Source organism: Paenibacillus sp. FSL R7-0204, from assembly GCF_038002225.1.
GTDB lineage: Bacteria > Bacillota > Bacilli > Paenibacillales > Paenibacillaceae > Paenibacillus_AQ.
On sequence record NZ_JBBOCA010000001.1, the window covers coordinates 517,263 to 538,957 of the forward strand.

Below are 21,695 nucleotides of genomic sequence, written 5' to 3' on the forward strand. Positions count from 1 at the left end.
TGGCAGTGAATTGAGAAATGAGGAATGCAACTTGTTGACATTTACAAGCTACACCGTGGAGAACGTAAGAGATCCATTTAATATCCTAAGCGGCAAGCGGTATGAGTTCGTCGTGAATATTGATGTACCGGAGGATGATGAGCTGTACGTGGAGAACGGCGTGTCCGCCCGCGTGATTGTCAAGGTGGAAGAAGAGCAGGCAAGCATTGTCAGCTACGATCTGCTGGAGACCTCGTCAGGCCAGCTGCTCGATTTCGATATGGAAGAAGATGAGGAAGCCGCGCTGCTTCAGTTCTGTTCGGAGCATGTTCCTGCATAGGACAAGGCGATAGTGGTCTCGAGAAAAAGGAACTGCCGATTTCAGCAGTTCCTTTTTTTGTACAAATGGGTTCGCGTTCAAGCCCCGGCTTCACTAGCCCAGGCAGCCTTCCACATAATAATGAATCTGCTTGTTCCACCACGGCCAGTCATGGCTGACATCATGGCCCCAGTAGTCGATCCGGGCCGGAATGCCCTTCTGCCCCAGCACCTCCTGAAGCAGCCGGGTCTCATGAAGCATCTCGTCCTCATACGCCCCTTGACCGACACAGGCGATAATTGTGCTGCTGCGGTACTGGTTCAGATAATGCTCATCCGTGAGCCCCGGCAGATAATGCAGCGGTGAATTAAGATAGACGTTCCCGCTCATATAGTCGCCGAAGAAGTAGTAGGTGGAGTAGACGCCGCTCAGGGCAATCAAGGTATCGAAATAGTGCGGATAACGGAAAAAGAAGCTGGCGCTGTAATACGCGCCCATCGAGCAGCCTGAGATCAGAATGCGCTGGTCGGTCCCGCCGTTGCTGTGTTTGCTCTCATGGAGGATGCCGGGAATCAGCTCATGCGCAATATATTTGTCATACTGCTCATGACGGTGTATCCGGTCCTCATTGTTCCAGTGGGTGGAGAAGAAGGTCTCCTCATCCAGACTGTCACAGGCCCAGATCTGCAGCTTACCCGCTTCAATGAAGGACGAGAGCGTATCGATCATGCCCGAATCCTCATATTGATAAAAGCGTCCAAGTGAGGTGGGGAAGACGAGCATCGGTTTGCCGGCGTGGCCGTATATTTTATACTCCATGTCTCTGCCCAGGTTGTGGCTGTACTCCTTATGTAGCTTATCCTCATCCGTTAACACATCCTATCCCTCTTCTTGTTGAATATAGCCTCTAATGTCTCTGACCTCCGAAAGCTCGGGGGAACGGAACTGATAAGCGCGGTTGCCCATCGCTCTGCTGAAGACCTCTTCAATCTCGTCATAATTGACGATCTTCCCGCCGAATGCACGGTAGATGTCCTCATGGCTGTGAGCGTAATGCTTATGATTCTTGCGGCTGGCGTAGCCGGTATAATATTTGCCTTCATATGGACCGCCGACTTCATTATGCACGACCATACTGGCCCATTCCTTATACACATTGACATCATAGGCGAAGTTAATCGCATCAGTCATCCAGGCGCCGGGCGGACGCATATTCACTTCCAGGGCAATAATGCGGCCATCCTTGTGCGATTTGAACAGCTCGATATGGAAGAACCGTTCCCGGATGTCAAAAGCCTGCAAAATGCTAAGCCCCGCCTCCTCGACCTCCGGGCTGATCTCCCGCAGACAGAAGTAGTAGAGGTGATTGTCCGTATTGACGACATCCATCACACTGTTCTCGAACAGGTGGCTGACCGCGAAGCGTACATTCCCGTCCCTGTCCACCAGGCCGTCATAGGTGAGGATGACCCCGTCTATGAATTCCTCAATAATGAAGGCAACATCCTCCGGCTTCGTGTCAAAAAAGTGCTGGAGCTCCTCTTCGTTATTGATCTTATACGTATTACTGGCCCCGGAGCCAAGATCGGGCTTTACCACCAGCGGGAAGCCGGCGCTCTGGATGAAGCTCTCGACGCTCACGCGTGTTGTACCGGTGGAGAACTGGACGGTGCTTACCCCGCTTTTGCGGAAAAATTCCTTCATCTTGGACTTCTGCTTCAGATTATGGACGAAATCCGACTTGGTGCCGTAGATGTTGAAGTCCGTACGGATGGCGGCATCCTGCTCCAGCCAGTATTCATTCAGCGACTCGAAGCGGTCAATCTTGCCGTATCTATGGGTGAAATAGCCAACGGCCCGCAGAATCTCTTCATAGCTCTCCAGATTGCTTACCTTATAATATTCGGTCAGTGCCGATTTCAGCTTGTCCTCCAGCTGGTCATAGGCTGCATCGCCAATCCCGAGCACCGTGGCCCCCTGCTCCCGCAGATGCGTACAGAATTCAGCGCTGTTCTTGGGGAAATGCGGGGAAAAGAAAATAAAGTTCATGCAGACCGGCCCCTTTGGCTAAAATATAATTCCGAGTTATTTTGTATGATTAATTCAATCTACCAGCTTCGCCAGCATCCGTCAATCCTCTTCGTGCTATTTTTGCTGCAGGGTGCGGTTGAGCCGGGCGAGCAGTCCGCTGAAGAGTCCGCAGTCCTCCGGGGACCAGTCCCCGAAGATCTCCCCGTAGCGTGCAAGCCGGATGTCCCGGGCCTCGGCGAAGGTCTGTTCACCAAGCGCAGTAAGCTGAAAATAGCTGGAGCGGCCGTCCTGCGGATCAGGCACCCGTTCCACATAGTTCTTCGCCTCCAGGACACTTGTCTGTCTGCTGATGGTAGAGGTATCGAGGCCGAAATGCTCGGCAAGCGCCTTAACGCCTACCTTGTCGTGCATCGACAGATGGTGGAGCAGGGTATACGAGGAGCGGTCCAGCCCGCCATGCTTCTTATCCAGCGAGCCGTGGCGGATCAGCGTAATCAGCTCCTGGTTCAGAGCTTCGAGGTGCTTGTCCTTCTGTTCGTCAGCCATAGTTAGATTCCGTCCTTTACCGGTTACTTTGTCATATGTCTCCCTAGTATAATTGATAATACCGGCCTTATGCTAAGACACCGGATATTCTCGCCTCATTATGAAAGAATCATGAAATAAGTCACATTGACTTTCAGAAATATAGTTGTATAATACACATATATTAATTTAATTGTATCATACACCTATATTAAGGTGAACCGCAAAATAGAGGAGAGAGCGCCCTTGAGCAGTCCGGCGGCAAAACATTCATCATTCTGGCTGATTATTCTGGCCATTTTTTTCGGCAACTTCATGGCTATTCTCAGTACAACTACCATTAACGTAGCGTTCCCGGTCTTCTTGAAGGACTTCCACGCCGGGATCAGCACCGTACAATGGATGATTACCGGGTATCTGCTGGCTACCGGCGTCATTGCGCCTGTGGTGGGTTATTTCGGGGATAAATGGAGCTATAAGGTTCTATACGTATTCGCCCTGTCGGGCTTCACCTTGTTCTCGGCACTGTGTACGGTGGCCTGGAATATTCACTCCCTGATTACCTTCCGCATTATCCAGGGAGTATTCGGCGGCCTGATTATCCCCACCACCATGACAATGATTTATCAGTTTATCGACAAAGAAAAGCAGGCCTTCGCCATGAGCCTCTGGAGCCTGTCCTCGATGCTGGCGCCTGCCTTCGGCCCGACACTCGGTGGCTGGCTGACCGGATACTTCGGCTGGAAATCGCTGTTCGTGATTAATCTGCCGATTGGCCTGATTGCCATTGCCGTAGCTCTGAAGTGCCTGCCGTTCCAGCGGCAGAATACCGGGAGCAGAAGCTTTGATCTGCCGGGCTTCGTCACAGTCATTCTGAGCAGCGCCTTCATTATTCTGGCCTTCAATAAAGGGGGCGCCTGGGGCTGGACATCATGGAACACCCTGACCCTGCTGCTGGTTGGGGCGGCCGCCTTAACGTATTTCATCCGCAGAGAGCTGTCGATCCAGGAGCCGCTGCTGAATCTGAAGGTATTCCGGCAGAGCCGGTTCACCTACAGCCTGATCATCAACTGTATTATCACTATTGCATTATACTCGGGGACCTTCCTGATCCCGGTCTTCCTGCAGGATATCCAGCAGTCCACCCCGCTGAAGACCGCGCTGGTACTGTTACCGGGCTCCATCGTGATGGCCGTTCTGTCACCGGTGGTCGGCAAGCTGTACTCCCGGATTGGACCGTTCTGGCTGATCCTCGGCGGCATTCTGCTTCTAAGCGCCTCGACCTGGGAGCTTGCCCACATCACGCTGGCTGTGACCCATACCCGTGTGGCGGTGCTTATGGCGGTGCGCAATGTCGGCATTGCACTGGCCTTCATGCCGGTGACCAATGCCGGCATGTCGGCGGTGCCAAGAGCCATAACCGGCCATGCCTCCTCTGTAACCAACTGGGTCCGCCAGGCTACAGGTGCCTTATCCATTGCCGTATTCAGCTCGCTGCTCGCCTCCAGATCGCTGGCCCATCAGCAGCAACTGGCGGACGGGACGGCCCGGGCAGCGGGTTCTCTGCTGAAGGCGCAGGGGATGACGATGGGCGTACAGGATATTTTCCTGATCGCTACGGCAGTGGGGCTGCTGGCTATTCCGCTGACCTTCCTCCTGAGAGGCAGTAGCGGCAAATCTGCAGCGGCCGCTGCTCCGCAGGTGGAGGCTTGAAGCCGTGACTCTGCCGTAAATACTCCTTTATCATGCGTTATAGCGCTTTCTCTTCGCATGTTGGGCGATTATGAGTTAGAATACTATAAAGCGAGCAAATAATAGGAGTTGTATACATGTCTAATAATGACGAAGTATTTTTGACTAAAGAAGGCTTGGCCAAGCTGGAGGAAGAGCTGAGGGAACTGAAGGGAGCAGGGCGCAAGGAGCTTGCAGCCCGGCTTAAGCTGGCGATCAGCTACGGCGATCTGAAGGAGAACAGCGAATATCACTCCGCCAAGGAGGATCAATCCTTCATGGAGACCCGCATTATGATTCTGGAGAAAATGCTGATCAAGGCGCAGATCGTGGATGCCAGCAATATGGATCTGAGTACAGTCAGCGTAGGCTGCATCGTTATCCTCAACGATGTGGAGTACTCGGAGAAGATTGAATATAGAGTGGTTGGCCCGGCGGAAGCCGATGTGCTGGACAACAAGATCTCCTACGAGAGCCCGCTCGGCAAAGAGCTGATCGGCAAAAAGGTAGGCGATATCATCAGCGTCAACGCCCCGATGGGTATCATCAAATATGAGCTGCTTGAGATCAAAATGCTGTAAACCGAAGACCTAACCGGAATCCCGTGGCCCTTAATTTAAGGGTGCGGGATTTTTTTAAAAATATAAGAAATTATATGTTGCACACGATAACTTATCCTTCTATTTCTCCCTGAAACGGTCCCGTCCTTTAAAAGGACGGCAAAGCCGTTTCCACTTGTAGATAAGAATGTCTTGGGGCCCCCGCAAAGTACCTGAGTCATCACCTACGCTAAAGCCCCCCTGCCCTGGAAATAACTTTACGAATGAAGATAAGCGTGTAACCATTTCCACTTTCTGTGGTGCCGCGTCAGCGGCATGGATGGCTTTGTGGGGTTATTTTGTATAGTCTTGGGTACGTACGTAGAATTCAGTAGTTTTGCCTATCGCAGCCATACATCATCCATGCTACCGCAATCCATGCGGACTGGGAGGCCGTTATTTCAGACGTTTGGGCTATTCTGCACGCTCGGAGGACTGAGGTGCTCTTAACTAACTTATTTGCTCTTGTTTTCGGCTCGTCCAGACCCAATAACGGCCCCTCTGGACTTCTGTCAAGAAAGTAGACTGTTACGCAACGGATTTTTTAGTGAATTGCTTAGCAAAGCGGGCGGGGGAAAGATACCCCAGTGAGCTGTGCATTCGCTTGCGATTGTAATAGAACTCAATGTATTGGAAAATAGCATCATATGCCTGTTCCGGGTTTTTGAAGCGCGGATTACAGTAGATGAGCTCTTTCTTTAAAATACTGTGCCAAGACTCAATGCAGGCGTTATCGTAACAGTTTCCTTTACGGCTCATGCTGGATTTCATGTGGTATGTCTTTAGTTGGTCGACATATTCTTTTGAGGTATATTGAGACCCTCGGTCAGAGTGGTGCAGTAGGCCCTCGCCGGGTCGCTTCGCCGTGTACGCCGCCTGCAGCGCGTCTAAGACCAGGCTCGTCTCCATATGGTTATACAGCCGCCACCCTACAATTTCTCGCGTGCATAGATCCATGACGCTAGCTAGGTATAAGCGACCTCCACGACAAGGGATATACGTGATGTCGGTGACCCATACGGTATTGGGCTTAAGCACCTTAAACTCTTGGTTCAGTGTGTTTGGTGCAATGGGATTATTATGCTTGGAATCGGTCGTCTGCACTCGGTATGGCTTAGATACAATAGAGCGGAGCTTCATTTCTCGCATGTACACACTCACTGTGCGTTCCGTGACCGTATAGCCTTCCTGATGCAGCAGGCGGGTGATCTTCGGACTTCCATACCGTTTTTGATGGTCGTCAAAATGGTACCGGATTCGCTCCATAACAGCAGCCTTGCGGAGGGCTTGCACACTGGCTTTGGCGTTCAGCCACTTGTAATATCCGCTCCTGGATACCTGTAGGGTACTGCACATCTTCTCCAAGCGAAATGCGGAGCGATGGTCCTTCATAAACTGGAATCTTAATTCCTTGGTTTGCTGAAGATGTGCACTGCTTTTTTTACGATTGCCAATTCTTCCTCTGTATCGGCAAGTCGACTGTCTTTCTCTTGGAGCTGACGGCGCATCTCTTGGAGCTCGGCTTCGAGTTCCCGTACCCGATCCATACTGGCTACCGGTTCATTCTTTAGCTCCCGGTATTTCCCCATCCACTGGTGCAGCGTACTTTTCGGAATGTCCAGCTCTTGCGCGATGTCCCCTATGCTCTTCGTCTGCTCTTGAATGAACTTTACCGTTTGCTTCTTATATTCTTCGTTGTACCGTTGTCGTTTTTCTCCCATAGGGATGCACCTCCGTTGCCCTTATTATCCCTCCGTCCGTTAACTGTCGTCTACTTTCAATTCTAATCCCACTCAGTCCGCAATAAGCAGGATAGGTGTCTTTTTGGCAATATAAGAGACTCCCAGTCCGGCAATCACCCGAATTATTTATTTCATGCACCAAAAAACCGCGAAGCCGTGCTGCTGCGCGGTTTTTTGGTTGGGAATGTATGCAGCGGGCTGCCATAGGCAATTGCTATCAAGGATATTGCTTCCTTGTCTTAGACGCTCCCCGCCAAGGAAGGTTATAGTAGAAATAACTACTACATAGAGGAGTCCTGGCTTGTGATTCAGACTGTACTCACGACACTTGTTGAGGTCATCGTACCGCTGTCCATTCCGGTAGCCGCCGGAGCGCTGCTTGGACGGTATAAACAGCTCGATACGAAGCCTCTGCTGACGCTGTACCTGTATTTTCTCAGTCCGGCCATTATTCTCGACACGCTGGCTACGGCAGATATCTCCTTCGACGATGTCTATAAGACACTCTCATTCTCGCTGCTGAACCTGTTCCTCTTATGGGGCGTGGCGACGCTGATCGGCAAAATCCTCAAGCTGGCTCCGCCGGAAGCCGCCGGTCTTACGCTCATCTCCACCTTTACGAACAGCGTCAATTATGGCCTGCCGCTGGTGCTGCTGGCCTTCGGCCAGCTGGGCCTGGACAAGGCATCGGTCTACGTCATCGCCCAGATGGTGATCGTGAATACGATCGGCGTGTATTTTGCCGCCCGTTCACAGTTCTCTGTACGCAGCGCGTTGAAGTCAGTCTTCTCGCTGCCGGCCATCTACGCCGCCATTTTGGCGCTGCTGCTGCGGGCGCTGGGTCTGCATATGCCGCATGAGCTGGCCTCGGGCGTATCCATGGCCGCCGGAGCGTATTCGCCGGTAGTGCTCGCGATCCTCGGTGCGCAGATGGTGAAGGTCCGCGCAGCGCATACGGAACGTAATGTGCAGCTGGCCTTCTGGACAGGGCTGACCGTCCGGCTGGTGCTGGCTCCGCTACTGGCCGCGCTGGTGCTGCTCGCCCTGAACATCACAGGCCCCCTTTTCTCGGTGCTGCTGATTCTGGCTTCCATGCCGGTGGCAGTCAATTCCGTCGTCCTGGCCGAACGCTTCGGCAGCTCGCCTGCGCTGGTCTCGCGCTGTATCGTCTGGACGACACTGGCCTCCTTCCTTGTCCTGCCGGTGCTGATTGCGGCGGTGGGGGGATAGGGGCGCGGGCCAAATGTAATCGAAAAACAGAGGGGCAATAGTGCCCCCTCCCGGAGGTAATTATTGGGACACAGGCACTTCACTCATCAGTGCATGTACATTTTTATCGGGGTCCTGAAAGAACGTCATCCAGGTTGCGGTTTGACCCATCTCAGCCACTTTATGCGGCTTGTCCAGGAAATGCACATTCCGCCCGACTAACGTTTCGTACGATGCGTGTATATTGTCAACTTGGAAATAGAACACCGAGCTGGGATGATCGAACCGCGGGTCTTCAGCAATACTCAAGACCATCTGAAGTCCGTTACACTCCAGGAAAGTCATGTTTGGGATCTGAAATAACAGGTTTAGGCCTAGGGTATCTTGATAGAATCGGGTGGCAGCCTCCATGTCATGTACCCGAATGGATATTTGCCCAATGCCTTTGATTTGAAATTCTGAATTCATGTGAATATCGCTCCCTTGTTATATTGTATGTTCCACGCAGTAAATGTAACATGTGCGGATGAAGCGTTACTTTTCCAAAATCACTTTTTTCTAAACATCCGGGGTGAGTATCCCATTCTTTGTTTAAAAACCTTATTGAAGGAAGAGACATTGTCGAAGCCAACACTTAGGCTAATCTCGGTTACACTGCTTTCCGTTTGAGCAAGGAGACGCTGTGCTTCAAGTATCCTTTTTTCGAGGATGAACTGGTGTGGCGTTCTTTTGAAAAAGTGGCGGAAGTTGCGGATCAGATGGTTTTTAGAAAGACAAGCGACTCTTGAAACTTCTTCAAGCGACACGTTTTGGTTGTAATAAGCATGTAAGTACTCGTATGCTAGTGTCAACCGCCGAAAGAGTTCTTCTCTAGTGGCTGGCCGCATACCTGGCAATGTATTAATTTCTTGAGAAATCTTCTGGTGGACGTTAAGCATTGCTTGAATTAGACTTTGATATTGTTCATCGACCCAGAGATTCTCGCTACCGAGTGCAGGTAAGGAATTCTTGAAGTTCTCGAGAAGTGGAGTTATCAAATGACTATTGCGGTATGACTTGGTGTGAAATTGCAACGGGTGCGTTGTTTCTGAAAATGGATCGTCTAAGGACTTCTCTATTCCTAAATGAACGGCTCTATGAACCTCTTCAGCAAAGCCAGTCTTGAAAAATACACAAAAAGAGTCGACTTCGGTTTCTGACTCTATGGCTATAGCGTACTGCTCCCCTTCATTTAACAGGAGGTAGCCCTCTCGCTCAACAGCATAATGGCCGAGTTTTGTTTTGTAATAGGCTCGGCCATTCCGAAATGTCTTTAAGGAAAGGGGGCCAGTGCCTTCCCAATGATGAGTTGTACTTCGCGCTTGCAGAACGAAGTTCCGCTGGAACAAAGGGAATCTGGAGGTTCCCATCTATAGAGTTCATCCCCTTCCACAGTTGGTCCACTCCATTCTACAATAGTCCGCAGCAATAACAAAGAAGCTCCCTCTTCATGATCTGAAGGGGGAGCTTCTTGTATACAGTGAGGCTGCTTCATGCTGAACAATAGGGCGAAGCCTCAATCCGGCTGGCCTTCAGCGACCTGGATGGTGAAGATGAAGGTAGCTCCGTCCACTACACCTGGCTTGGCATAAATCGTTCCGCCCATGAGGTCGACCAGCATTTTGCAGATGGACAGTCCGAGCCCGGTTCCGCCGAACTTGCGGTTGATGGTGGCTCCGATCTGGGTGAATGGCTGGAACAGATATTTCATCTTGTCTTCTGGAATGCCAATACCGGTATCTTCAATAATGAATTCCAGCTCCAGCAGCTTATCCATAGCCTGCCGGAGATGGACATGCACTTTGACGCCGCCGGTAATCGTGAACTTGATGGCATTGCCGATCAGATTATTCAGTACCTGGCGCAGACGGTTGGGGTCACCAATCAGCAGGGCAGGAATGTCAGGATCAATAGAGGTCTCGAGGGTCAGGCAGCGTTCTTTCGCCAGAGCCCTGAACAGATCGACCGTTTCTTTGATGCAGGAGTGAAGATTGAAGAGCTCGTAGTCCAGCTCCATTTTGCCCGATTCAATCTTGGTGAAATCCAGGATGTGGGTGATGACAGAGACAAGCGCATGACCGCTGGTATGAATGATTTCCGCCATTTCCTGGTCGTCCGGGGACAGATCAGAAGAGCGCAGCACATCCGACATCGCAATAATCCCGTTGAGCGGGGTACGGATCTCATGGCTCATCATGGCAAGGAAGCCGCTCTTGATCCGCAGCGCCACCTCGGCTGTCTCCTTCAGCTCGGTCAGGATAATGTTGGCCGTCTCCAGCTCCTGTGTTTTGAGCTGCAGCTCCTTGCGGGTCTGGTAGAGACGGACGAAGCCGTCAATCTTGCTTTTTAACACGGTCGGATGGAACGGCTTGGTCAGGTAGTCAATGGCCCCGGCCGAGTAAGCCATCATATAGTTCTCCAGCTCCGAGGTCAGCGAAGTTAAGAAAATAATAGGGATATCCCGTGACTTCTGACGCATCTTAATCCGTTTCGCCGTTTCAAATCCGTTCATGCCAGGCATGAGCACATCCATAATGATCAGGGCGAATTCTTGCTCCAGCAGACATTTCAGAGCATCCATGCCCGAGAGGGCGTGAACCAACTGGTAGGGCGCATCGGCCAGCAATGCTTGAATGGACAGGAACTCGTCTGACCGGTCATCTACAACCAAAATATTAATCGGATACTCCATGCTGCCTCCTATTGAATCAACCACAATTTCAGCACTCTCACCAACTGTGTGGTATTAATCGGTTTGGATATATAATCATTGGCTCCTGCTTCCAGGCATTTGACCCGGTCTTCCTCCAGGGCGCGGGCGGTCAGCGCGATAATGACGATCTGATCATAGTCCGGATTCAGCCGGATATGCTGCATCGTCTCGTAACCATCCATCTCCGGCATCATGATATCCATGAATATCAGCTCTACGTCCGGGTGGGTCTTCAGATGCTCGAGGGCTTCTCTGCCATTCTGGGCAAAGCTGATCTCCATATTATAACCTTCCAGCACACTGGATAACGCAAAAATATTACGCATATCATCATCCACAAGCAAAATGCTTTTTCCGGCAAAGGCGGATTCCGGATTATGCAGATTCTCGATCAGGCGCTGCTTATCCAAAGGCAGGTCTGCATGCTTACGGTGGAGGTACAGGGCCGTATCATCATAGAGACGTTCCATTGAACGCACGTTCTTGATGACAATACTCTCGGCGTAGTGCTTAAGGCGCTGTTCATCTGTCTTGCTGAGATCCTTGCCTGTATAAATAATCACCGGCAGTGTTTGCAGCTTGCGGTTGGTCTTGACCTGCTCCAGCAGGTCGAAGCCGGAAATATCCGAGAGGCCCAGGTCCAGCACCATACAGTCAAAATGATGGCTGGCCAGATGCTCCATTGCTTCTCTTCCGGTGCCAACCGCAATAATGTTCACATCGGGGTGGGCGATGAATTCAACAAGACTGCCGCGCAGGACCTTGTTGTCTTCGACAATCAGCAGACTCTTCACCGGACGGCGGATATAAGTCTCAATCTGGAGAAAGGCTGCTTCCAGCTCGGCATAATCATTCGGTTTCTTCCAGAAGGATAAAGCGCCCATCGAGAGGCTCTGCTGGTTCTCCTCAGCTGTTGAAATCACATGCACGGGGATATGCCGCAGCTCCGGCCGGCTCTTCAGGCGGCTGATAATGGACCAGCCGTCCAGAACGGGAAGATGCAGATCCAGCAGGATAGCATCAGGCTTATAGGCATGGGCCAGGGCAAGCCCCTGATCGCCCTGGAAGGCGACGATGGCCTTGAAGCCCCGGCAGCGCGCCAGCTCCAGCAGTCTGGCGGCGAATTCGGCATCCTCCTCGATAATCAGCAGGGTAATATCTCCGCTAAGCAGATTGCCCCGGTCATCATCCATTTCCGCATATTGCAGCAGCTTCGGATTGGAGATGGAAATGTCGGGCACGAAGGACTCACGGAAGGCCGGGTTCTCGCGGCGGACAGGCTCGGAAGCCGGAAGCTCCGGAGAGGCTGCTGAATAGGCTGCGGCAGCAAGGGTCTGGGCATCCTCACCCGGTTCTACAGCGGGAATAATCAGGGAGAAGGTGCTGCCCTTGCCCTCTACGGAATCAACCTCAATTCTTCCGCCAAGGAGGGTGGCCAGCTCCCGGCAGATCGTGAGGCCCAGACCGGTGCCGCCGTATTTGCGGCTGGTGGTGCCGTCTGCCTGCTGGAACGCCTCGAAGATGCTCTCCAGCTTGGAGGCGGCAATGCCGATACCGGTATCACTGACGGCGAAGATGACCTCTTCGCCGCTGGTGCGGATCGACAGGGAGACGGAGCCTTGCTCAGGTGTGAATTTGATGGCGTTGGATAACAGATTATTCAAGACCTGCTGCAATCTGTGACCGTCGGTCATCAGATAATCAGGCAGCCGGTTGTCGGAATGGACATCGAACCGCAGGTTCTTCTTCTTGGCCTGCTGTTCGAAATGGCGGTGGATATGATTGCTGAGGTCCAGCGGGGAGACCGGCTCGATGACCGGAGTCATTTTGCCGACCTCCAGCTTCGCCAGATCAAGAATTTCATCGATTAGCTGCAGCAGGTCCTTGCCTGCCGAGAAGATCGTGTGAACGTATTCCAGCTGCTTCGCTTCCAGATTGCCGTCCTTGTTCTCGGCCAGAATCTGCGAGAGGATCAGCAGGCTGTTCAGCGGTGTGCGCAGCTCATGAGAGACATTGGCCAGGAATTCCGATTTGTACTGCGCAGCCATGAAGATCTCCTGTGCCTGCTCCTGAATCTCCTCCTTCTGCTTCTCGGTAAGCTCAACTTGAAGCAATAGCTGATCATGGGAGGCAGCCAGCTCCTCCTTCTGGATCTGAAGCTCCTCGGTCTGGGATAGAAGCTCCTCCGTCTGAGATTGGAGCTCCTCCGTCTGGGCTTGAAGCTCCTCCGTCTGGGCTTGAAGCTGTTCTTTCTGTTCCAGCAATTCGTTGGTTTGGGCCTGAAGCTCCCCGGCCTGATCTGCGATCTCGGACTTTTGGATTTCGGTGATTTGAAGCTGCTTCTGCATATCGCGGTTTGCCGCAGAGATCTCGTCGGCCTGTGCCTTGATCTCCATGGTTTGCCGGCGGGAAATCTCCATCTGATTCTGCAATTCCAGGTTGGAGGCATGCAGCTCTTCCGTCTGCTGCCGCAGTTCCTCCGTCTGGGCTTCAATCTCGTCCTTCTGGGCCTCTGTGAGCTTCATTTGTGTCTGAAGCTGTTCATTGGAGGTCAGCAGGCTCTCGGACTGCGCCTCCAGTTCAGTCTTCTGGTCCTGTAACTGGTCGGTCTGCAGGCGCAGCTCCTCTGTCTGGGCCATCAGTTCTTCGGTCTGAGCTTCCAGCTCCTGGGTCTGGGCGGTCAGTTCTTCCGTCTGGGCTTCCAGTTCATCCTTCTGCAGCTGAGTCTCACTAAGCAGATCTTCGATCCGGGCGACATCCGCCAGGGTATTAATCAGCACGCCCATATTCTGTGCGGTGCGTTCAATCAGCTGCATCTCCTTGGAGCTGAACGGGCGTAGTGCCGCCAGCTCCATGACAGCAACAATTTCCTGCTCATGCTTAATAGGAACTATAATCAGTGAGGCAGGCGCAGCCTCCCCCAGACCGGAACGGACCTTGATATAATGCTCTGGAAGATCCTGCAGAACAATCATCTGCCCATCGAGTGCGCATTGTCCGACCAGGCCGCTGCCCAGAGGTATGGACTCCTGTTGTCCTGCGGTGTCATCGAAGGCATAGCCGGCCGCGAAGTTCAGCTGACCGCCCTGCTTAAGATAGATAGCCCCGTAGCTTCCGCCTACAGCGGTAGCCAGCCTGCCGATGAACACACGCGAGGCCGTCCTCAGCTGGACAGAGCCTTGAAGCAGCAGCGCCATCTCAGACACCTGCGTATTAATCCAGGCCTGTTCTTCGGCTCTAAGCCGCAGTTCGCGCTCATCGGCGGTTCTATGATGAAGGTCAGCCGCCAGCCCGAAAAAGGAAGCGGCCAGCTGCCCGAATTCATCCTTCTGAACTGCAGCCGCAGCATCAGGGTTAAAAACGCCTGCTGCGATATCCTCTGAGATCTCCGTGATCCGGCTCAGACCGCGGTCTATATTTCGCTGAATATTGTATAGAAGGCCGATACTGACCAGAATGCCGCCCGCACCTAATCCTGCTGCAACCAGGCGCGAGCTACCCTCCATAAAGAGTATAGTTATAATAATCATACTGCCTAGCAGCAGTATAGAGGCTAATGTAGCTAACCAAACCTGTTGTTTTATTCTCATTGTTCGCCGCCTTTGTTCAGTTAGAGTGTTAAGCTATATAATTATAGCTTTTATGGGGCTTCAGTGATATAGAAGACATGAAGAAAACACCGGAAATCTAAAATTTACAAGCCTTCTCGGGGTCAGGCCAGCTTTTGCCTGAAGTTTCATGAAAACTATGAAATCAACGCAATTTACTTAAAATTTTGCTTGTAAGCGGCGATTAGAGCGTGTAAGATATACGAAGGTTTGTGAGCGGCCTTCTCTTATGAAGGTCATGTCTTACAGACAGGATTCATTTAACAGATTTCATATAACTCATATAATCTTGGGAATAGGGCCCATAAGTTTCTACCGGATAACCACTGTAATTATCCGACTATGAGTGAAATAGCGCATCTAGGGTTCCGTTTCTTGTGCTGCGGCACGAAGAAGGGCTGGTCCAAGCGATGCGGACACGTTATGTGTTACACCACCAAGGGACAAAAACCCAGAAGGACAGATTCACTTGAGAGAAATACTCAGGGGATCTGTCTTTTTTTATTTAATCTGCTTTTTTTATTTCTAAGGAGGAAGATCCGCTGTAATGAAAGTATTGGAAGAACGCATTAGACAAGAAGGCTTAATTCTATCGGAGACTGTACTGAAAGTGGACTCGTTCCTGAACCATCAGGTAGACACAGCGCTTGCGCTGGAGATCGGGAAGGAATTCGCAGCGGTCTTCGGGGACCGGCAGATCACCAAGGTGCTGACTGTAGAGGCCAGCGGTATCCAGTTCGCCATGGCGGCGGGCATTGCGCTGGGCGTACCGTTCATCTACGCCAAGAAGAAGAAGGCAGTTACTTTGTCCGAAGCGGTGTATTCCGCACCGGTCCATTCCTTCACCCGTCAGGAGGACTACCAGATCAGCATTTCGCAGAAATATCTCGGGCCTGACGATACCGTATTGATTGTCGATGACTTCCTGGCTACGGGCGCGGCGCTTGTAGGGTTATGCGATATCGTAGCAGAGTCCGGGGCGCAACTGGCCGGGGTCGGCTGTGTTATCGAGAAGAGCTTCCAGGAGGGACGCGGTCTGCTGGAGCAGCGCGGAGTTCCGGTGTATTCCCTGGCGCGGATTGCTTCCATGTCGCCGGGTGAGATTCATTTCATAAATAATGAAGGATTAATCAAGGAGAGTGCAGGATGTTAAGCAAACAGAAGATATTTGCCCTGGGGCTTCAGCATGTGCTGGCGATGTATGCCGGAGCGGTTATTGTACCGCTGGTTGTCGGGGGAGCACTCAATTTGAACGGTACGCAGATGGCGTATCTGATAGCAGCGGATCTGTTCACCTGCGGGCTGGCAACCCTGCTGCAGATTATGGGCAGCAAATATTTCGGAAGCGGGCTGCCGGTGGTACTCGGCTGTACCTTCACGGCGGTCAGCCCGATTATCGCCATCGCTTCAGGCTCCAATCTGGCAACGGCTTACGGCGCGATCATTATCTCCGGATTATTCGTGGTACTGGCAGCCCCGGTGTACGGGAAGCTGCTGAAGTTCTTCCCGACCGTGGTCACCGGCTCGGTAGTTACAATCATCGGACTGTCACTGATTCCTGTTGCGATGAATAATGTGGCCGGCGGCCAGGGAAGCGCCGACTTCGGGCAGCCCAGCAATCTGCTGCTGGCTCTGATCACTCTGCTCGTGATTCTGGCCGTGAACCGGCTGACTACAGGGTTTCTGCGCTCCGTATCCGTGCTGGTAGGACTTGTAGTGGGTACTGTAATCGGCTATGCCATGGGCATCGTACATTTCTCTACCGTGACCACAGCTTCCTGGGTCAGCGTTGCACAGCCGTTCTACTTCGGCTGGCCTCAGTTCAGCATCACCGCGATCTTCACAATGATTATCGTGAATATCGTGTCTATGGTCGAATCGACAGGGGTCTACTTTGCCGTTGGTAAGGCGACGGACCAGCGGGTGGAGCAGAAGCAGATCGTGAACGGTCTGCGCTCCGAGGGACTGGCCATCATGCTGGGCGGCCTGTTCAACGCTTTCCCGTACACCGCATTCTCCCAGAATGTCGGCTTGCTGTCGCTGACGCGGGTGAAGACGCGGAATGTTATTTTTGCAGCAGGCGGAATTATGATCGTACTTGGTCTGCTGCCGAAGCTTGCGGCACTGACTACAGTGGTGCCGAATGCGGTGCTGGGCGGGGCGATGATTGTCATGTTCGGCTCGGTCGCTGCTTCAGGTATGTCGATTCTATCCGATGTGGATCTGCGCAAGGACGGCAATCTGCTGATTGCTGCCTGCAGCATCGCGGTGGGCCTCGGTTCTGCAGTGCTTCCGTCCATGTTCGACCAGCTTCCGGAATTCGCCAGAATGCTGCTGCAGAACGGAATCGTATCCGGGTCGCTGACAGCGATCATTCTCAATATCTTCTTGTCGAAGACCCAGGAGAGTGCGGTTCCTGCCGCAGCCGCTCCAGAAACGAAGTAAAATATTCCATCCACGTAGCTCTAATAAGATGAACAGCCGATTCCGAAATATATGGAACTCGGCTTTTTTTTGCTTCAGATGAACGGAGCCTGTTGTATAATTTATACAATGACAACTAGAAGGGACTGGCAGAGGACATGAGAAAGTATTGGCTGAGTATTCTCGGCAGTCTGGTGCTGGTGCTGATCGTTCCGCTGCTCTCGGTCCTCCAGACACATCAGATCAAGGGAGACAGGCCGCAGGCCGTGCAGGGCGTGATTGACCTTCGCTCCTGGGACGCCCGCCACGACGGGATTATGAAGCTGGATGGAGAGTGGGAGCTGTACCGGGATGTGCTGCTGTCGCCTGAGGATTTTCATCCGGTGAAAGCGGGTAAGGAGGTTCCCGCCGCCTCTGCGATGATTCAGGTTCCGGGGAAGTGGAACGACGATATCACTGAACAGGGCGAGCGCAGAGCCAAAGGCTATGCTACCTACCGTCTTCAGGCGAAGATTATCCCAGGGGAAACCGTAGTCTATGGTCTGCGCACCAGCAACATCCGCAGTGCAAGCAAAGTCTATCTGAACGGGCAGGAGATTGGAAGCAGCGGGTCTCCGGCAGCCTCGGCTTCTGAGGGCAGACAGAATAACATGCCTTTTATGGGATTCGCCTCGGTAACCGGAGATAACATGGAGATTATTGTGCAGGTGGCTAACTACAGCTACTCCTCAGGCGGGATCGTTCAGCCGATAGTGATCGGTAATCAGGCCGCTATTTTGAAGCACAGGGAATTTGCCCTGTTTGTAGACGGGGCTGCGCTGATCGGATTCTTCGTGCTGTCCCTCTTCCTGCTGATGTTCTCCAAGGTAAGGGAGAGCCGGGGGGTCACATTATACCTGGGCTTGTTCTGTATTGCAGCGTTTGTCTACATTTTTACGCATGGCGAAAAGCTCATCCTGACGGCGCTGCCAGGCTTCCCTTACGAGATTATACTCAAGCTGCAGCTCGCATCCTCCACACTGGTCTATTATTATCTGCTGCACTATGTCGCCAATTCAGTGAATTACCCGATGTCTATCGGGGTAATTAAGGCCTCCAGGCTGGTTACGGCATTCCTGCTGCTGATTGCTGCCTTCGTCCCGGCCTATCTGTTCAGCTATCTGGAGGTGCTGCTGCTGACCTGGGGCTCTGTAAGCCTGGGCTTCGTGCTCTACTCCATGGTCCAGGGCACCCGGCGAAATCGGAAGAATATGTTCCTGATGATGGTCAGTATTGAGAGCCTGAGCGTGGTCATTATCTATTATCTGGTCAGCTTCATGGGCATGACCTTCAGTTATTTCATCATCTCCTACGAAATACTCCTGTTCGGGTTCGTGCAGGCGATCCTTATGACCCGGCAATACGCAGCTTCCTTCCGCGAAGTGGAGCAGCTCTCACGCCGCCTTTTGTCGCTTGACGGCTTGAAGGATGACTTCATCTCCGATACCTCGCAGGAGCTGCGGAGGCCGCTGCAGGGGATTGTCAACCTGGCCAAGGTGCTGGCTCAGGGGACGGCCGGCTCTATCAGCGCTGCCCAGCAGGATCAGCTGCTCACGATTGTCTCCACCGGCAAGCGGCTTACAGCCCTGATCCATGATATGTCGGACTTCGCGAAGCTGAATCACGGCGCGCTCTTCCTGCGCCGGCAGGCCGTCGATCTCCGCATGGCAGCTTCCTCCATTATGGCGGTCACCCGTCAGGTCTACGGCAACAGCCAGCTGGAATTCCGGCTGAATCTGCCGGAGCAGCTTCCGCTGCTGGAGACAGATGAGCAGCGGTTCGCTCAGATTCTGCATAATTTACTCGCGAGTGCAGTGAATTATACGCCCAGAGGCGTGATAACGCTGTCTGCTGAGGTTAAAGAAGAGTATGTTGCCATCATCATAACAGACACTGGCCAGGGTATCGCGCCTGAGCGTCTGCGTACGATCTTCGATGCCAATGATCCAAGCGGTCCTGCCGCCAGTAAGGTCTACCGTGAGAACGGGCTTGGCCTCAGCATTACCCAGAGGCTGGTAGAACTGACGGGCGGGGAGATTGAGGTGCATTCCGAACTGGGGCAAGGCTCCGTCTTCAGCTTCACCCAGCCGATCCTGCAGAGGAGTCATGCACTGCTGGAGGAGGAATTCGGAGAGCTTCACGGCTGGGAGACGGAGCCTTCGTACACGCTTCCCGGAGAAGAACCTGTGCAGCTGCCGTCTGAAGACTGCTGCTCCATTCTGGTAGTGGATAATGATCCCGTTAACCTCCGCGTGCTGGTAGGCGTATTGCAGCTGGATAACCATTCCGTGATTACTGCCAGCAGCGGAGCTGAGGCGATCCAGATCATCCAGCAGCATCCTGAGCTTGATCTGGTGATTGCCGACTGGGTAATGCCGGAGATGCCGGGGCTTCTGCTCTGTAAGGCCATCCGTGAACGGTTCACCTTGTCCGAGCTGCCGATTCTGGTGCTGATGGCGAGCAGCCGCCCTGATGATATCCTCGCAGCCTTCGAGGCCGGAGCGAATGATTATCTGAGCAAGCCGGTGGAGGTGCGCGAATTCAAGGCACGGATGCAGACCCTGCTGGATATGCGTAAGTCGATTCGTGTATCTGTCCAGTCGGAGATTGCCTTCCTGCAGGCGCAGATTAAGCCGCATTTCTTATATAATGCGCTGAACGCCATTATCTCGGTCTGTCCGGAGGACCCGGACAAGGCTACGGAGCTGCTGCTGGACCTCAGCCAGTATCTGCGGAGTAGCTTCGACTTCCAGAACCGGGGACAGACGGTTTCTATGGAGAAGGAGCTGGGACTCGTCAAATCCTATCTTGCGCTGGAGCAGGCACGATTCGATGAACGGCTGAATATCGAGTTCGAGGTGCCGGAAGATGTGATGGCGATGGTTCCGCCGCTGAGCATCCAGCCGATTGTGGAGAATGCCGTGAATCATGGCCTGATGCAGAAGGAGGCCGGAGGGACAGTAAGGCTGACCGTCGAGCTGCTGCCGGGCAGGCTCAAGGTAGCGGTCACAGATGACGGTGTAGGAATGACTCCGGAGAAGATTGCAGAGATCCTCTCGGAAGAGCGGACAGAGGGGGGCATCGGGCTGCGCAATATTCAGCACCGTCTGCTCAAGATGTACGGAGCAGGCCTGAATATCGACAGTGTACCGGGAAGGGGGACCGCTATATCATATACCATCCCCACCTAAAGGCATTTGAGAACTACGAACGAAGAGGAGGTGAGTCCGCCTGATGAAGGCCATATTGATTGACGATGAGAAGCCTGCGCTGCAGCATCTGGAGCGTATGCTCCTGAAGGATGGGCGTCTTACAATCACCGGGAAATTCACCTCGGCACGCCTGGGACTTGCGCATCTGGAACGGGAGAAGGCGGATATTGTATTCCTGGATATCGGGATGCCGGAGATGAACGGGCTGGAAGCAGGTGAATACATTGCCGGTATCGATCGGAGCACCCGGATTGTCTATATTACCGCATACAGCGAGTATGCGATCGAAGCCTTTGAACTCAATGCTGCGGATTATTTGCTGAAGCCGGTGACCTCCCAGCGGTTAAGCAAAACTCTTGAGCGGCTGGAGGTCGGCAAGGAGAGCGCTGAAGTGAAGATGCCGCCTGCCCCGGCGTCTGCGGCGCCCGTTAAGGAGCTGTCAATCCTCTGCTTCCACCGGCTTGAATTCACAGACAGCACGGAGCCGGGGCGGAAAATGCAGTGGAGAACAAGCAAGGCGCAGGAGGTCTTCGCCCTGCTGCTGCATAACCGCGGCCAGTGGATACTCAAGGACACCATTGTGGATCTCGTCTGGCCCGATTTCAAGCCCGAGAAGGCCGTAACGAACCTGCATACAACCGTATATCATATCCGCAAGCTGCTGAAGGCCTGGGATATGGAGGTGCTCGTCGAATTCTCGCAGGAGCGGTACAGGCTGACCAAGGAGCAGGTGCTGCTGGATGTGGAGGAGTTCGAGCTGGGCTACGCCGGTACTCCAGTGGAGTCAGAAGAGGAATGGCTGCGCCGGGAAAAGATATTGAAGCTGTACCGTGGAGACTATCTGCAGGAGCATCATTACGACTGGGCAGAAATCCGGCGCAAGGAGCTGCAGGTCCGGTATATCCGCATGGCGCTGCATTCCGCCGAATATGAGCTGTCCTCCGGGCGTCCCCGGCTGGCGCTGGAGCGGCTGCTGGATCTGCAGGCAGCAGATCCTTATTCCGACCAGCTCTGCAGGCTGATCCTGCGAAGTTACGCCGACCTGGGGGATTTCATCGGATTCAGGACACACTACGATAATTACAAGGAGCTCCTGGAGAATGAGTTGGGCATCCGCCCTGACCAGGTTATGGACAGCTGGGTCCAGAAGGTATTGTAAGCCCGTAGCCAGCCACTGCAAAACTGCTTGATGCCATTATTATTTATATGCTGTGGTATACATATTCAAGGCTGCGGGAGTTGAAACGGAAAGCGTCATGACAGCGTATCAGAAGCATACGAATATTTAAGAGGAGATGGAGTGGGAATGGATAACGGGTTGAAGGTCATCCTGTTCGAGAAGCTGCCTGAAGGCGACCTGCAAATGATTGAAGAGCGTGTCTGGAGCATGAATATGGTTACGGCACTGGAACATGTCAATTATATTGTCGTTGGCGGCCGTGAGTTCGAGGCGGTAGAGGGAAGGCTGAATGTGGATGAAGGGAAGCTGGAGCTTCTGCTGGTTCCCATGCGTACGGAGGGTTAA

Annotated in this window: 18 protein-coding genes and 1 riboswitch; of the genes, 9 read left to right on the plus strand and 9 right to left on the minus strand. The window is 52.9% G+C overall.

Annotated features, from left to right (window positions below):
- The first annotated feature begins 31 nt into the window (after positions 1–31).
- On the plus strand, positions 32–319 hold the full coding sequence (locus tag MKX42_RS02485; RefSeq protein WP_340750970.1) for a DUF6509 family protein: 288 nt from the start codon (positions 32–34) through the stop codon (positions 317–319).
- A 93-nt stretch (positions 320–412) separates the two neighbouring features.
- On the opposite strand, the gene MKX42_RS02490 is transcribed toward MKX42_RS02485, so the two are convergent.
- From MKX42_RS02490 to MKX42_RS02500, 3 genes are all read right to left on the minus strand, one after another.
- Entirely contained in the window at positions 413–1,174 is a 762-nt protein-coding gene (locus MKX42_RS02490; protein ID WP_340750972.1) for an esterase family protein, read from the minus strand.
- Between the two features lie 3 nt (positions 1,175–1,177).
- Positions 1,178–2,347, minus strand: a complete 1,170-nt coding sequence (locus MKX42_RS02495) for an ATP-grasp domain-containing protein (RefSeq protein ID WP_340750975.1) — start codon at positions 2,345–2,347, stop codon at positions 1,178–1,180.
- 96 nt (positions 2,348–2,443) lie between these two features.
- The gene (locus MKX42_RS02500; protein ID WP_340750977.1) at positions 2,444–2,875 is read right to left on the minus strand and encodes a MarR family winged helix-turn-helix transcriptional regulator; all 432 of its coding nucleotides are present in this window, start codon (positions 2,873–2,875) and stop codon (positions 2,444–2,446) included.
- A gap of 225 nt (positions 2,876–3,100) precedes the next feature.
- On the opposite strand from MKX42_RS02500, the gene MKX42_RS02505 reads away from it, so the two are divergent.
- Both MKX42_RS02505 and greA read left to right on the plus strand, forming a co-directional pair.
- Positions 3,101–4,567, plus strand: a complete 1,467-nt coding sequence (locus MKX42_RS02505) for an MDR family MFS transporter (protein WP_340750979.1) — start codon at positions 3,101–3,103, stop codon at positions 4,565–4,567.
- Positions 4,568–4,683: 116 nt separating this feature from the next.
- On the plus strand, positions 4,684–5,166 hold the full coding sequence (gene greA / locus MKX42_RS02510) for a transcription elongation factor GreA (RefSeq protein WP_036691918.1): 483 nt from the start codon (positions 4,684–4,686) through the stop codon (positions 5,164–5,166).
- Between the two features lie 546 nt (positions 5,167–5,712).
- Here greA and MKX42_RS02515 read toward each other — a convergent pair.
- Positions 5,713–6,576, minus strand: coding sequence for an IS3 family transposase (locus MKX42_RS02515; protein WP_339311273.1), 864 nt, complete (start codon positions 6,574–6,576; stop codon positions 5,713–5,715).
- Positions 6,577–6,587: 11 nt separating this feature from the next.
- The gene (locus MKX42_RS02520; RefSeq protein WP_340750981.1) at positions 6,588–6,905 is read right to left on the minus strand and encodes a transposase; all 318 of its coding nucleotides are present in this window, start codon (positions 6,903–6,905) and stop codon (positions 6,588–6,590) included.
- Positions 6,906–7,229: 324 nt separating this feature from the next.
- On the opposite strand from MKX42_RS02520, the gene MKX42_RS02525 reads away from it, so the two are divergent.
- The gene (locus MKX42_RS02525; protein ID WP_340750983.1) at positions 7,230–8,156 is read left to right on the plus strand and encodes an AEC family transporter; all 927 of its coding nucleotides are present in this window, start codon (positions 7,230–7,232) and stop codon (positions 8,154–8,156) included.
- A gap of 60 nt (positions 8,157–8,216) precedes the next feature.
- Here the strand turns inward: MKX42_RS02525 and MKX42_RS02530 are convergent, their stop codons facing one another.
- The 4 genes from MKX42_RS02530 to MKX42_RS02545 all read right to left on the minus strand — a co-directional run bounded on the left by MKX42_RS02530 (position 8,217) and on the right by MKX42_RS02545 (position 14,477).
- The gene (locus MKX42_RS02530) at positions 8,217–8,603 is read right to left on the minus strand and encodes a VOC family protein (protein WP_340750984.1); all 387 of its coding nucleotides are present in this window, start codon (positions 8,601–8,603) and stop codon (positions 8,217–8,219) included.
- Between the two features lie 80 nt (positions 8,604–8,683).
- Positions 8,684–9,544 carry a helix-turn-helix domain-containing protein gene (locus tag MKX42_RS02535; RefSeq protein ID WP_340750987.1) on the minus strand — a complete coding sequence of 287 codons (861 nt, stop codon included), beginning with the start codon at positions 9,542–9,544 and terminating at the stop codon, positions 8,684–8,686.
- A gap of 146 nt (positions 9,545–9,690) precedes the next feature.
- The gene (locus tag MKX42_RS02540) at positions 9,691–10,866 is read right to left on the minus strand and encodes an ATP-binding response regulator (protein ID WP_340750989.1); all 1,176 of its coding nucleotides are present in this window, start codon (positions 10,864–10,866) and stop codon (positions 9,691–9,693) included.
- Between the two features lie 8 nt (positions 10,867–10,874).
- The gene (locus MKX42_RS02545) at positions 10,875–14,477 is read right to left on the minus strand and encodes a response regulator (RefSeq protein ID WP_340750991.1); all 3,603 of its coding nucleotides are present in this window, start codon (positions 14,475–14,477) and stop codon (positions 10,875–10,877) included.
- A 277-nt stretch (positions 14,478–14,754) separates the two neighbouring features.
- Positions 14,755–14,858: riboswitch (purine riboswitch) on the plus strand.
- Between the two features lie 184 nt (positions 14,859–15,042).
- Between MKX42_RS02545 and MKX42_RS02550 the strand changes: the two genes are divergently transcribed.
- The 5 genes from MKX42_RS02550 to MKX42_RS02570 all read left to right on the plus strand — a co-directional run bounded on the left by MKX42_RS02550 (position 15,043) and on the right by MKX42_RS02570 (position 21,695).
- The gene (locus tag MKX42_RS02550) at positions 15,043–15,648 is read left to right on the plus strand and encodes a xanthine phosphoribosyltransferase (protein ID WP_340750993.1); all 606 of its coding nucleotides are present in this window, start codon (positions 15,043–15,045) and stop codon (positions 15,646–15,648) included.
- Complete coding sequence (locus MKX42_RS02555; protein ID WP_340750995.1) at positions 15,642–16,940, plus strand: nucleobase:cation symporter-2 family protein; 1,299 nt, start codon at positions 15,642–15,644, stop codon at positions 16,938–16,940. The genes MKX42_RS02550 and MKX42_RS02555 overlap by 7 nt, the downstream gene beginning before the upstream one ends.
- A gap of 137 nt (positions 16,941–17,077) precedes the next feature.
- Positions 17,078–20,149, plus strand: coding sequence for an ATP-binding protein (locus MKX42_RS02560; RefSeq protein WP_340750997.1), 3,072 nt, complete (start codon positions 17,078–17,080; stop codon positions 20,147–20,149).
- A 43-nt stretch (positions 20,150–20,192) separates the two neighbouring features.
- On the plus strand, positions 20,193–21,329 hold the full coding sequence (locus tag MKX42_RS02565) for a response regulator (protein WP_340751000.1): 1,137 nt from the start codon (positions 20,193–20,195) through the stop codon (positions 21,327–21,329).
- Positions 21,330–21,476: 147 nt separating this feature from the next.
- Positions 21,477–21,695 carry a hypothetical protein gene (locus MKX42_RS02570; protein WP_036691939.1) on the plus strand — a complete coding sequence of 73 codons (219 nt, stop codon included), beginning with the start codon at positions 21,477–21,479 and terminating at the stop codon, positions 21,693–21,695.